General features: G+C 63.2%; 12 protein-coding genes. 11 read left to right on the top strand and 1 reads right to left on the bottom strand.

The window, feature by feature from the left end:
- Positions 1-200: 200 nt before the first annotated feature.
- Positions 201-1,661: a pyruvate kinase gene (gene pyk / locus DXC52_RS08465; protein WP_099432613.1), complete on the bottom strand. Its 1,461-nt coding sequence runs from the start codon at positions 1,659-1,661 to the stop codon at positions 201-203.
- 441 nt (positions 1,662-2,102) lie between these two features.
- Here pyk and DXC52_RS08460 point away from each other — a divergent pair, with 441 nt between their 5' ends.
- The 11 genes from DXC52_RS08460 to DXC52_RS08410 all read left to right on the top strand — a co-directional run bounded on the left by DXC52_RS08460 (position 2,103) and on the right by DXC52_RS08410 (position 13,098).
- Positions 2,103-4,784, top strand: coding sequence for a cation-translocating P-type ATPase (locus tag DXC52_RS08460; RefSeq protein ID WP_117746907.1), 2,682 nt, complete (start codon positions 2,103-2,105; stop codon positions 4,782-4,784).
- A 474-nt stretch (positions 4,785-5,258) separates the two neighbouring features.
- Positions 5,259-6,212 (top strand): ribosome small subunit-dependent GTPase A, encoded by a 954-nt coding sequence (gene rsgA / locus DXC52_RS08455; RefSeq protein WP_199409503.1) that lies wholly within the window; start codon positions 5,259-5,261, stop codon positions 6,210-6,212.
- Positions 6,213-6,464: 252 nt separating this feature from the next.
- Positions 6,465-7,124 (top strand): Flp pilus assembly protein CpaB, encoded by a 660-nt coding sequence (gene cpaB / locus DXC52_RS08450; protein ID WP_022094089.1) that lies wholly within the window; start codon positions 6,465-6,467, stop codon positions 7,122-7,124.
- Positions 7,124-8,773 carry a P-loop NTPase gene (locus DXC52_RS08445; RefSeq protein ID WP_117746906.1) on the top strand — a complete coding sequence of 550 codons (1,650 nt, stop codon included), beginning with the start codon at positions 7,124-7,126 and terminating at the stop codon, positions 8,771-8,773. The genes cpaB and DXC52_RS08445 overlap by 1 nt, the downstream gene beginning before the upstream one ends.
- On the top strand, positions 8,770-10,098 hold the full coding sequence (locus DXC52_RS08440) for a CpaF family protein (RefSeq protein ID WP_117746905.1): 1,329 nt from the start codon (positions 8,770-8,772) through the stop codon (positions 10,096-10,098). Before DXC52_RS08445 ends, DXC52_RS08440 begins: the two co-directional genes overlap by 4 nt.
- A 50-nt stretch (positions 10,099-10,148) precedes the next feature.
- Positions 10,149-10,997, top strand: a complete 849-nt coding sequence (locus DXC52_RS08435; RefSeq protein WP_233504912.1) for a type II secretion system F family protein — start codon at positions 10,149-10,151, stop codon at positions 10,995-10,997.
- Positions 10,994-11,635 carry a type II secretion system F family protein gene (locus DXC52_RS08430; RefSeq protein ID WP_117746903.1) on the top strand — a complete coding sequence of 214 codons (642 nt, stop codon included), beginning with the start codon at positions 10,994-10,996 and terminating at the stop codon, positions 11,633-11,635. Before DXC52_RS08435 ends, DXC52_RS08430 begins: the two co-directional genes overlap by 4 nt.
- A gap of 10 nt (positions 11,636-11,645) precedes the next feature.
- Positions 11,646-11,879: a hypothetical protein gene (locus DXC52_RS08425; protein WP_117746902.1), complete on the top strand. Its 234-nt coding sequence runs from the start codon at positions 11,646-11,648 to the stop codon at positions 11,877-11,879.
- Positions 11,843-12,406 carry a hypothetical protein gene (locus DXC52_RS10015; protein WP_158554624.1) on the top strand — a complete coding sequence of 188 codons (564 nt, stop codon included), beginning with the start codon at positions 11,843-11,845 and terminating at the stop codon, positions 12,404-12,406. The genes DXC52_RS08425 and DXC52_RS10015 overlap by 37 nt, the downstream gene beginning before the upstream one ends.
- A gap of 1 nt (position 12,407) precedes the next feature.
- Entirely contained in the window at positions 12,408-12,626 is a 219-nt protein-coding gene (locus DXC52_RS08415; protein WP_022094024.1) for a hypothetical protein, read from the top strand.
- Positions 12,562-13,098, top strand: coding sequence for a TadE/TadG family type IV pilus assembly protein (locus tag DXC52_RS08410; protein WP_117746900.1), 537 nt, complete (start codon positions 12,562-12,564; stop codon positions 13,096-13,098). Before DXC52_RS08415 ends, DXC52_RS08410 begins: the two co-directional genes overlap by 65 nt.
- Positions 13,099-13,161 lie beyond the last annotated feature (63 nt).

The raw sequence follows: 13,161 nt of genomic DNA, 5'->3' as shown, positions 1-13,161 counted from the left end.
GCGAGATAGCCGGCAGGTCGGCATGTCAATCCTGGTCTAACAGAGCCTTATTTTTTGGGCCTCGGAGGGCGGATTTCGCGCTTTTGGTAATGAAATGGGTGCGTGCCATGTCGTGCGGTAGGCATCGGTGCACAGAAAAAGGGCCCGAAAGGCAATGCCTTCCGGGCCCTTTGCAATGCAAACCTGCTTGCAAGTACGACTTAGCGCACCTGAGCGACGTAAGCGACGTTGGTCGAGGAGACCTTGTCCTCGAGCTGGACGCTCATGCGGGGATCGCCGGCGGTAGCGACGGTCAGGTCGCCGGCCTCGACGTAGCCGAGCTCCTTAGCGGTCTCGATCGCCTTGACGATCGTGCCGTTGACGGTGCCCTGGGTAATCTCGGCCTGGTGCGGGATAACGCCCCAGTACATGATCATCTGCTGGACGGCCCACTCGTGGCGGGAGAACGCGCAGATCGGCATGTTGGGACGGAAGTGCGAGATCAGGCGAGCGGTACGACCGGTGGTCGTCGGCACGGTGATGCACTTGGCGCCAACGGTGGTAGCCATGTTCACAGCGGACATACCCACAACGTTGTTGACGACGCGGGTGCCGTGAGCATCGGCCGGAACCTCGAGCGGAGCGTGGGCCGGGAGGTACTTCTCGGTCTCGAGAGCGATGCTGGCCTGCATCTTGACGGCCTCGACCGGGTACTTGCCGGCAGCGGACTCGCCGGAAAGCATAACGGCGTCGGTGCCGTCGTAGATGGCGTTAGCAACGTCGGCAACCTCGGCGCGCGTCGGGCGCGGATTCTGCTGCATGGAGTCGAGCATCTGCGTAGCGGTGATGACGGGCTTGTAGGCCGCGTTGCACTTGGCGATGATCTCCTTCTGGATGTGGGGAACGAGCTCGGGCTTGATCTCGATGCCCAGGTCGCCACGGGCGACCATGATGCCATCGGAAGCCTCGAGGATCTCGTCGAAGTTCTCGACGCCCAGGGCGCACTCGATCTTCGGGAAGATCGTCACGTGCTCGCCGCCGTTCTCGCGGCAAAGCTCGCGGATGCCGCGGACGGACTCGCCGTCACGGATGAAGGAAGCGGCGATGTAGTCGATGTTCTCGGTCAGGCCAAAGAGGATGTCCTGACGATCGCGCTCGGTGATGGCGGGCAGCGAGATGTTGACGTTGGGCATGTTGACGCCCTTGCGCTCGCCGATCAGGCCGTCGTTCTTAACGACGCAGGTCATGTCCTGGCCATCGACGGACTCGACCTCGAGGGCAACCAGGCCGTCATCGATCAGGATGAGGGAGCCCTTCTCGACCTCGGAGGGCAGAGCCAGGTAGTCGAGGGAGATGTGCTCAGCGGTGCCGTGGAAATCCTCGGACGTGGGCTGAGCGGTGACGACGATCTTGTCGCCGGTCTTGACGGCAACCTTCTTGCCATCGACCAAAAGGCCGGTGCGGACCTCGGGGCCCTTGGTGTCGAGCAGGATGCCGACGGGCATGCCGAGCTCCTTGGAAATACGGCGGACGCGCTCGATGCGACCGTGGTGCTCGTCGTAGGAGCCGTGCGAGAAGTTAAAACGGGCGACGTTCATGCCCGCCTTGATCATCTCGCGGATGGTCTCGTCGCTATCGCAGGCGGGACCCATGGTGCATACAATCTTGGTGCGCTTGTACATTCAGACCTCCATCTGACATCGTCTTGCGCTGATAGATAAACCATAAGAAATAAAACTGAGATGATTATAACGAAATGGCGACCGAATACCCCAAAAAATCGACCGTATGCCGAATTAGAAGTTCATTTTTTGCGGAAAAACGGTATATGCAAAAACTTTACCAACCGTTCTGACCGCTGCTATCTGGGCGATATTTCAGTTTGACGATGCGCCGAAGAAAAAACGTTTTATCAATATTGAGCATCACACGGTCTGCATCGTTGCACTCGAGCCGTGTTTCCAATTGGAATGTTTTGGCTAGACGCGCTGCTTTGGGGTACCATAGCTCCACTATCAACTGCCGCTCAGCACGGCAGCCTTGATGAGCCCTTGCCCTTCTCCTGGGAATTATGATCGGGCATCAATCTGCTGAGTGGCCCGAATCCCAGGAGGGGACTCTATATGCAAAAGGAATACCTGTCCGCCGCGGCGGAGGTGCTCAGCGACCAGGGCGTCGATGAGAACCTCGGCCTGAGCAACGACGAGGCGTCGTCGCGCCTCGCCAAGACAGGCCCTAACAAGCTCGAGGAAGCCGAGAAGACGCCGCTGTGGAAGCGTTTCTTTGAGCAGATGGCCGACCCCATGGTCATCATGCTGATCGTTGCCGCCATCATCAGCGCGCTCACGGGCATGGTCAAGGGCGAGCCCGACTTTGCCGATGTCGTCATCATCATGTTCGTCGTTATCGTCAACTCGGTGCTGGGCGTGGTCCAGGAAGCCAAGAGCGAGGAGGCCCTCGAGGCCCTGCAGGAGATGAGCGCGGCGCAGTCCAAGGTACTGCGCGACGGCAAGCTCGTGCACCTGCCGAGCGCCGAGCTCGTGCCCGGCGACGTGATCATGCTCGAGGCGGGCGACTCCGTCCCGGCCGACTGCCGCGTGCTCGAGAGCGCCACGATGAAGATCGAAGAGGCCGCACTCACCGGCGAGTCCGTGCCCGTAGAGAAGCACGCCAACGTGATCGAGCTTGCCGCAGGCACCGATGACGTGCCGCTCGGCGACCGCAAGAACATGTGCTACATGGGCTCTACCGTGGTGTACGGCCGCGGCCGCGCCGTCGTGGTCGGTACCGGCATGGATACCGAGATGGGCAAGATCGCCGGCGCCCTGGCCGAGGCCAAGGAAGAGCTTACGCCGCTGCAGGTGAAGCTTGCCGAGCTCAGCCGCATCCTCACCATTATGGTGATCGTCATCTGCGTCGTGATCTTTGGCGTCGATATCCTCCGCCACGGCGTGGGCAACGTCCTTACCGATCCGACTGCCTTGCTCGACACCTTTATGGTCGCCGTCTCGCTCGCCGTCGCTGCCATCCCCGAGGGCCTGGTCGCCGTCGTGACCATCGTGCTGTCGCTCGGCGTGACCAAGATGGCCAAGCGCCAGGCGATTATCCGCAAGCTCTCTGCCGTCGAGACCCTCGGCTGCACGCAGACTATTTGCTCCGACAAGACCGGTACCCTCACCCAGAACAAGATGACCGTCGTCAAGCACGAGCTCGCTGCGCCTAAGGAAAAGTTCCTGGCCGGTATGGCCCTTTGCTCCGATGCCCAGTGGGACGAGGAGCTGGGCGAGGCCGTGGGCGAGCCGACCGAGTGCGCGCTCGTCAACGACGCCGGCAAGGCTGGTCTCACCGGCCTGACTGCCGAGCACCCGCGCGTGGGCGAGGCCCCGTTTGACTCGGGTCGCAAGATGATGTCCGTGGTCGTCGAGACCCTGGATGGCGAGTACGAGCAGTACACCAAGGGCGCGCCCGACGTGGTAATCGGCCTGTGCACCCATATCTACGAGGGCGAAAAGGTCGTCCCGCTGACCGAGGAGCGTCGCGCCGAGCTCGTGGCCGCCAACAAGGCCATGGCCGACGAGGCTCTGCGCGTGCTGGCGCTGGCAAGCCGCACCTACACCGAGGTCCCGAGCGACTGCAGCCCCGCTGCGCTCGAGCACGACCTGGTCTTCTGCGGCCTGTCCGGCATGATTGACCCTGTCCGCCCCGAGGTCGCCGACGCCATCCGCGAGGCCCACGACGCCGGTATTCGCACCGTCATGATCACGGGCGACCATATCGACACCGCCGTGGCCATTGCCAAGCAGCTGGGAATCGTCACCGATCGCAGCCATGCCATCACCGGTGCCGACCTCGATCGCATGAGCGACGAGGAACTCGACGCGCACATCGAGGACTACGGCGTGTACGCCCGCGTCCAGCCCGAGCACAAGACCCGCATCGTCGAGGCCTGGAAGTCGCGCGACCAGATCGTGGCCATGACGGGTGACGGCGTCAACGACGCCCCGTCCATCAAACGTGCCGACATCGGCGTGGGCATGGGTATCACCGGTACCGACGTCACCAAGAACGTCGCCGACATGGTGCTCGCCGACGACAACTTCGCCACCATCATCGGTGCTTGCGAAGAGGGTCGCCGCATCTACGACAACATCCGCAAGGTCATCCAGTTCCTGCTTTCGGCCAACCTTGCCGAGGTATTCTCGGTGTTTATTGCCACGCTCATCGGCTTTACCATCTTCCAGCCGGTGCAGCTGCTGTGGGTGAACCTGGTTACCGACTGCTTCCCCGCGCTCGCGCTGGGTATGGAGGACGCCGAGGGCGACATCATGAAGCGCAAGCCGCGCAACGCCAAAGACGGCGTCTTTGCCGGTAACATGGGCCTGGACTGCGTGGTCCAGGGCCTGATCATCACCGTGCTGGTGCTGGCGAGCTTCTTTGTGGGCGTGTACTTTGACATGGGCTACATCCACATCGCCGATATGATCGCCGGCAATGCCGACGAGGAAGGCGTGATGATGGCCTTCATCACGCTCAACATGGTCGAGATCTTCCACTGCTTCAATATGCGCAGCCGTCGTGCGTCGCTGTTTAGCATGAAGAAGCAGAACAAGTGGCTGTGGGCCTCTGCCGCGCTGGCGCTGGTGCTGACGGTGATCGTTACCGTGCAGCCGACGCTTGCCGAGATGTTCTTTGGTCCCGTGACGCTTGAACTCAAGGGCGTTGTCGCCGCGCTGGGCCTTGCCTTCCTGATCATCCCGCTGATGGAGATCTACAAGGCGATCATGCGCGCTGTGGAGAAAGAGTAAGTTAACCTGTCCGGGCCCGCCCCTGCGTGTTTTCTTCTTCGCTGGTCCTCGCGCTTCGCGCTGCGGGATCGCTCATAAGAAAACACTCCCGGGGCGGGCCCTGCGGTATCCTTGCTGGCTTTTCTCCTGTGCGGATGATAAAGGGCTGAGGGAAAGTTTGTGAGCTGGTCGGGCTTTGCCCGGCCAGCTCTTTTTGATTTAAAATACCTGCTCAGTTGTGATTTGTGGTGCTGGGAGGCGCTTGTGGGCAAGGCTAAGGCTAAGGCGAAGAAAAAGACGACGGGGGCGCGGGCTAAGCGCGATCGTCGTCGGAAGCTCGCGACCGAGGCTCCCGCATCTGCTGAGGAGTTGCTGGCGAGTGTACCGGGGCTTGACGCACTGCAGGATGTTCCGGCGTTCGATGACCTGCCGGTCGATGCGGCTCAGCAGGCTGCATTTGACGACTTTTGCGCCCAGGCCGAGGAGCCCGAGCAGATGCAACTTGGTGCCGTGGTGCGCCTGGATCGCGGGTTTCCGCTGGTGGCGACTGCCGACGACACCTTTCGTGCCGAGCATGCCGTGGGGTTTGCCAAGTCACGTGGCGAGGATGAGGTTCTGCTGCCCGCCGTGGGCGACCGCGTGGCGGTTCGCCGCGCGCCCGGGCACGACATGGGCGTGATCGAGTGCGTTCTGCCGCGCCGTACGAGCTTTGAGCGTTGGCGCGGACGCGCTCGCGGCGAGCGTCAGGTGCTTTGCTCCAACGTGGATAGCGTGCTGATCGTGCAGGCGCTCGGCGCCGGCGAGGTGCTGCTCGACCGCGTGGCGCGCTCGCTGGTGTTGGCGCTCGACTGCGATGCCGAGCCGGTGGTGGTGCTCACCAAAGCTGACCGCTGCGATGCCGAGGAGCTCGAGCGCGATCTGGACCGCGTGCGCCGCCTGGTGGGTCCGGACGTGCGCGTGATCGTGACGTCCTCTGCCGAGGGGCGCGGCCTGGACGAGGTTCGTTCCTGCGTGCCTGCCGGGAGCTGCGCCATGATTCTGGGCGAGTCGGGTGCCGGCAAGTCGACGCTGCTCAATGCGCTGCTGGGCCACGATACGTTGGCGACTGGCGGTGTGCGCGAACGCGACGACCAGGGCCGTCACACTACCGTTGCGCGCGTGATGGTGGCACTGCCGGGCGACGCCGGCGTGATCGCCGATGCTCCGGGCCTGCGCAGCCTACCGCTCGTGGGTCACGAGCGGGGTCTGGCGCGCGCCTTCCCCGAGATTGTCGAGGCATCGCGCGCGTGCCGATTTGGCGATTGCACGCATACCCATGAGCCGGGTTGCGCCGTTCGCAAGGCCGAGGACGCCGGGCAGATCGACAGCCTGCGTCTGGAAACGTTCCAAAACCTGGCGTCATCCATGCGCGTGAGCGCCCAAATGCTCGATCCCGATGTCCATCTGTAATTGATTTTTCCTATGACAGCCGTCTCCCAACTGTTCGGGAGACGGCTTTTTTGCTGCGGAAAAGCCTTGAAGCATGCAGTTTGCTGACGTGCTGACCAAAACCTTGCCACGAGCTTGACGGGCTGGTCAGCTTTTGGTCAGCGATTGGTTTGACATCGAAAACCAAGATCGCGATTGCGCCGCTTTGTACTCTGACCGCCCAGACAATGGTGGTACGGGCATTCGCCCGGCACTGCCATGAGAGGAGCGGCCGTGAACAAGAGCAAGCGCATCGCCATCAGTCTGGTCGCGGGCGTGCTCGCTGCTCTGCTCTGTATGGTTTACGGCTCGTCGATCCGCTCGCAAGCCGAACAGGTCCAGGCTGAGACCTTGGCCAAGTACGGTGGCGATCGCGTCGAGGTATGCGTCGCGGCGCGCGATATCGATGTGGGCGAGACCCTCGATGAGACCAATGTCATAACCCAGGAATGGCTGACGAGCCTGTTGCCGCGTGACGCGGCGACCGAGCTGCGCCAGGTGCGCGGCGACGTGACGACTTCGCGTATTCCCAAAAACGCCGTGATCTGCAATGTCTACACCAAGGCCGAGAGCCACAAGCTCGAGGTGCCTAAGGGCAAGGTCGCCGTTTCGGTGGCGGTCGATGCCGAGCACTCGGTCGGCGGTGCTACGGGCGTGGGCAGCTACGTGGATGTATATGTGCAAAAAGACGGCGTAACCGATCGGCTGTGCGGTGCGTACGTGATCGATACCAGTGAGGATTCCGGTGCCACGCGCGAGGGCAAGATCGAATGGGTGACGCTGGCGGCTGACCCCGAAGACGTCAAGGAACTGCTGGGAGCCTCGGGCAAGGGAACGGTCAGCTTGACGATTCCCGCCACGGCGCGCGGCAAAAAGAGTGGAGGCGACGAGTGATGAAGGCGATCTGGCTTGCGTGCTGCGCGTGCGGCGATTACGGGCTGTTGCAGCGGGAAGTCGAGGGCCGTGATACGGGTGCACAGGTGCTTCGCGTGGGTGACCTGGACGGGCTGGTTTCCATGGCGCGGGCGTTTCCGTCGCGCCGCGGAGCTGCCATCATCGCGGCGTCTCTGTTTGATACCGAAGACGTGCGCAAGACTGTTGCGCGCCTGACGGCCGAAGGCCGCGTGAGTCGCGTGGTCGTGTTGATAGAAGCACTCGATCCGTCGGATATCGAGGGGCTGTTTCGCGCAGGGGCGACCGAGGTCATCGCTGCGCACAGTATATGCGGCAACGGGCGCGCGGGCGAGGGAGCGGTTGATTCCGATCGGCGCATGACGATTGAGCCCGATGCTTTTGTTGATAGGGAACCCGGGGCGCCTCGCGCTACAAGAGGCCCGCGTGTTGATGATTATGGAAAAGCGGAAGCCGAGCATGGTCGGCGCCCCCGGAACCCCCTTGTATACGATGACGCTGGAGGGCCGGCGCAGCATGCTGGCGACTCCCCGGCTGTAGATTTGGGATACGTGCACGGCGTGAATCTGGCGGATGAACTCGACGAAGTTGAGGGCTTTGCCGGGTGCGGCGAGTTGTCGCTGATGCAGCATGAGCAGATTGTGCAGAACGAGCCTGCCTCGCAGACCGAACAAGCTGCCATGCCGGCTTGGACGCAGCGTGTGGTTGCGGCGGGGGAGACGGGGACGCTGCCGCCGACGCCCGCCCCGCCGCCTCCGATGCCGCCGGCAGACGCTGCCGCTTCGCCGCACCGAGCTCCGGTCATCTGCGCCATTTCGGGTTCGGGCGGTTGCGGCAAGTCGACGATCGTTGCCACCATGGCACACACATCGTCGCTGTTGGGCTTGCGTGCCGCCGTGCTCGACCTGGACCTGATGTTTGGAAACCTTTACGACTTGTTAGGCGTCGATGCTCCGCGCGATATGGCGGCACTTATCGAGCCGTCGGCGGCGGGCGCGCTCGCCGAGCCAGATATCGTAGCCGCATCGATGCGCGTGGCGCCGGGCGTTACGCTCTGGGGTCCCGTCGCGGCGCCCGAGCAAGCCGAGCTCATGGCACGTCCGGTGGAGCTACTGCTTGATGTTCTGCGTCGCGAATCCGACGTGGTCTTTGTCGACACCTCGGTCTTTTGGGGTGATGCCGTGGCGGCTGCGGTGGCGGCGAGCGACCGCTGCCTGGTCGTTGGCGATGCGGCGGTGTCGTCCGCGACATCGGCGTCGCGCGTCATTGAACTGGCAAGTCGAGTGGGTGTGCCGCGCACGCGCATGAGCGCCGTGTTCAACCGGTTCGGTGCGCGCGGGGCAGACGAGGACGTCGCCATGCGCTTTGAGATTGCCTGTGCGTTGAGCTCCAAGATTCATATCGCCGATGGCGGGCAGGATCTCGCCGCGCTCATGGCGTTTGGACGCGCTGACGAGGCAGTGGGGCAGACCAGCGCTTTTGCGACCAGCGTGCGCGAGGCCACGCGCGAGATGCTCGTGGAACTGGGGTGCGCCGTCGGCCCTTGGAGCGATATGGTCGCCGACCGTGCAACGCGCACCGAACGCCCGCGTATCCGCCTTCCCTGGTCGCGCGAGGGTGATCAGCGATGAGCCTGCAAACGAGGATTAAGGCTGCCGGCGCTGCAGCGGGGGCAGCGCCTGTAGATGCGGGGCGTCGCCGCGCGGTGAAACGACGCACCAAGCGCGCCGTGATGGACCGCATGGGTTACGACGAAGTGGCGCGTATCAGCGCCTATATCGACCCGGCACTTGCCCGCTCGGAATTGCGTCCCGCGGTGGAGGCGGCGCTCAATGTTGAGGAACCGACCGATCTCGCGACGACCGAGCGCGAGACCATCATCGACGAGATTTTGGATGACGTGGTGGGCCTGGGGCCGTTGCAGCCGCTCATCGAGGACGACACCGTTACCGAGATCATGATCAACGGCTGCCGCTCGGCTTTCTTTGAACGCGGCGGCGTCTTGCACCCCATCGAGCATGCGTTTGAGGATGATGAACAGATCCGTGTGCTTATCGACCGCATCATCTCGCCACTTGGCCGCCGTATCGACGAGCGCAGCCCCATCGTCAACGCCCGCCTCAAAACGGGCTATCGCGTCAACGCGGTGATTCCGCCTGTGGCGATTGACGGACCGATTCTCACCATCCGAAAGTTCTCGGACCGTATCTGCTCGCTGGACGAGCTTGTGGGGCTGGGGTCGCTGCCGCTTTGGTATGCGCAGCTGCTGTCGTGCGCGGTGTCGCTGCGACAGGACCTGGCGGTTGCGGGAGGCACGGGGTCTGGTAAGACCACCCTGCTCAACGCGTTGTCATGCGAGATTTCCACCGGCGAGCGCATCGTGACGATCGAGGACTCTGCCGAGCTCAAGTTTGCGCATCATCCGCACGTGGTGCGCCTAGAGGCGCGCGAGGCTTCAATTGAGGGCGAGGGCGCGGTGACGATCCGCGACCTGGTGACCAATGCCCTGCGCATGCGCCCCGACCGCATCGTGGTGGGCGAGGTGCGCGGTGCCGAGTGCTGCGACATGTTGCAGGCCATGAACACGGGCCACGATGGGTCGCTCACCACACTTCATGCGGGTTCAGAACAGGAGACCGTGGTGCGTCTGACGTTGCTTGCACGTTATGGCATCGATCTGCCGAGCGAGCTCATCGAGGAGCAGATTGCCATGGCGCTCGACGGCATCGTGATGTCCGAGCGCCACGCCGATGGCAGGCGTTTCGTCTCCTCGTATTCGGGGGTGCGTCGCGCCGCGTCGGGCGGCGTAGAACTCGAGCGCTATGTGACTTTCGATGCCGCCGAGCGCACCTGGAAGCTTGACCGCGAGCCGCCGTTTATCGCAGAAGGCCTGCGGTCGGGGACGCTCACACAAGAGGAGGTGGACGAATGGAGGTCGCTGTGCCCCTCGTCGTAGGGGGTTTGGCAGGGTTTTCTGTTGCGACGGCGTGCGGGGCGGAACCTCGTGTGCCGCAGGTACCGCCGGCGGAGCTGGCGCGTCAGGCGCTCGAGACGGTGGCAGAGAAGCTGCCGCGTGAGCTGGTGGAAAACGATCTGCTGAAAAAGATCGCCCGTTCGTGGGCATCGCTGGCTCCGGCGCATCGCTTTGGCCTCGTGATTGAAGATGCTTCGGGGCGTTTGGCGTTTCTGCTGCTATCGAGCGGTGTCTGCTGCGTTTTACTAACGATGGTGTCGTTATCGCCCCTCGGATTTGCCTTGGGACTTGTTGCTCCGATTGCCGTTGGCGCCGCTCGGGATGGCTTTGAGAGCCGGCGCGAGCAACACGATGCAGAAGAGGCCATGCCCGAGGCGTTTACCGCACTTTCCATGTCGCTTGCCTCGGGACATTCGCTGGCCCAGGGCATGCGCTTTGTGGGCGCTCATGCGCAAGAGCCGGTACATACCGAGTTTTTGCGGGTAGCGGCGGCGATCGATTGCGGCATCTCGGCGACCGACGCGCTCGATGACTTGCTCGTGCGCATCGATGCCCCCGGCCTTTCGCTTGTGACCTTGGCGCTTAAGGTGTCTCAGCGCACCGGCGCTCCGCTTGCCGACTTACTGTCCGAGGCGTCGAGCATGGTGGGGGAGCGCATTGAGCTCAAGCGCCGCCTGGATGTTAAGACGTCGCAGGCTCGCATGTCTGCGCATATGGTCGCGGCGATGCCGGCGGGCATGTGCGCGGTGTTGGCGCTGCTTTCGGCAGATTTTCGTCGCGGTCTTGCGACGCCTGCCGGTGCGGGCGCTGTGGTGCTGGGTCTAGCCCTCAACGTCGTTGCCCTGGTGGTTATCCGGCGCATTATGCGGGTGGAGCTATGAGCGCCCTGGTTGCAGTTGTGGCTTGCCTGTGTGCCCTGAGTGTATTTGTCGCGACGGGTTTGGATCGGGCGGATGCGCGCAAGATCGCAGGGGCCTGCAAGCGCGAGGCGGTGCTGGTCGCTGCCGCGGGTCGCTCGGTGGTCGATGCCCTGACCGCGCGAGTGAAGGGCGCGGTTGGAGCGGGCGGCCCGGCGCGAGTGTCGCTTGGCGAAGTGTCCGAGATGATCGATGTTGTGCGCTTGGGCCTTTCGGCCGGTCTTTCGTTTGATGCGGCGCTTGAGATTTTCTGCGCCAACCGCCGGTCAGTGCTGGCTCTTCGCCTTGAGCGGGCCTGCATGGCGTGGCAGGTGGGCGTGGGCACGCGTGAGGACGAGTTGTTGGCCGCCGCGCGCGACCTGGACGTGCGAGCGCTCGAGACCTTTGCCATCACGGTGGGGCAGGCGCTCGCCCTGGGTGCCCCACTTGCCGAGACGTTGGCCGCTCAAAGTCGCGAGATCCGTGCGGCTCATCGCGCCGCGGTCGAGCGCGAGATTGAGCGTGCGCCCGTCAAGCTGCTGATTCCCACCGGCACGCTCATCTTGCCGGCGTTGCTTCTGTCCATATTGGGCCCGCTGCTGGGAGCAGGCGGGATGATGTAGGGAGGAATACATGAACACGATGACTGACGCTGCTGGCAAGGTCTGGAGCTGGGCTGTTTGCCAGTCAATTCGCGCTCGCCAGCATGCCGGGGAGCTACTGCAGGAGGAGAGCGCGCAGGGTACCACCGAGTACGCCATTTTGGTGGGCGTGCTTGTGGTGATCGCGATTATTGCCATCGTTGCATTTAAAGGCAAGGTCCAAGATCTATGGAACGCTATCAGCGAGGGCATCAACAGCCTGTAGAGGGCGAGCGCCCCATCGGGGTGCTGCTGGTGTTTGCTTGCCTGACCGTGGCGATAGCGGCGGTGCTTTGGGGGCTTAACGCCGCGCGGCAGCAGCGTCCTGGGGCCGCCTTCGATTCGGGCTCAGATTCGGCGGTAGCGTCTCAAAAAGATGAGATGCGAGATGCGGACGATTCGGATGTCGCTGTCACGGCGCAAACCTTTCTGCGGACGCTCGACAAGCGGTCTGGCACTGCGACGGATTCGCCTGGGGACAACGCGATTACGGTCCGGCTTGCATGGTCTGAGGACCGACCGATGACCGAGGCAGCGGCGGATATGTTACGCGCCTACCGCGAGGTGCCAACGGCCCAGCTCGCCCTGAGCGGCTATCTTGATATTAAGGGCAACGTATGGGGCGCCATCGTGCGCGATGGGCGCGGCTGGGTCGATATGGTGACGGTTGCCGCGGATGCCGGTGATGCCTCGTGCCGCCTGCGCGTGATCCGCCTGAGCCCGCAAACAATAAGCTCAAAGGAGGGATCGTGAAATGCATGGCGTTCTGCGTGAAGAGGTTGCCCAAGCGACTGTGGAATACGCCATCGTCACGGTGGCGCTGCTATCGATCGTGCTGGCGATTGCGGGACTTTGGCGTGCTGGCACCGATGGACGCTTGGCGGCGCTGGTTGAGCGGGCGGCATCCCATGGCGTTGCCTCGACGTCGGTTATCGACGCCGCTGCGGGCGCTAAGGACATCGCGTTGTATTGATATCGCGCGCGAGGACCGGGCGCAGTCTACGGTCGAGGCCGCTTTTTTGCTGCCGACGTTTTTGACGCTCATCCTTCTCGCCCTGCAACCGGTGTGCCTGCTTTATACGCGCGCGGTCATGGAGTCTGCCGCCGCCGAGACCGCGCGGCTCATGACCACGACGACGGCGGAGGACGACGATCTTAAGGAGTTCACCCGCCGCCGGCTTGCCGCGGTGCCCAGCGTTTCGATCTTTCATGCCGGCGGGCCGTTGTCGTGGGATATCGAGCTTGGCCGGGCCGGTGCGGGCGGCGTCTCGTCCGTTTCCGTTACCGGCAAGGTTAAACCGCTGCCCGTGATCGGTGCGTTTGCGCAGGCAGTGGGTAGTGCGGGTCAAAACGGCTATGTCGAGCTTAAGGTCGACGTCTCGTATCGATCGCGTCCCGAGTGGCTGGAGGGAGATTATGATTCATGGATTGCTGCATGGGATTAAGCGCTGCCTGTTGAAGGTGACGAGGGGGCTTGCGTGCCGTTGCCGACCGCGTGCTCGCTGCAA

The organism is Collinsella sp. TF05-9AC (genome assembly GCF_003438495.1).
GTDB lineage: Bacteria > Actinomycetota > Coriobacteriia > Coriobacteriales > Coriobacteriaceae > Collinsella.
This window is presented reverse-complemented; position numbering and strand designations above follow the sequence as displayed.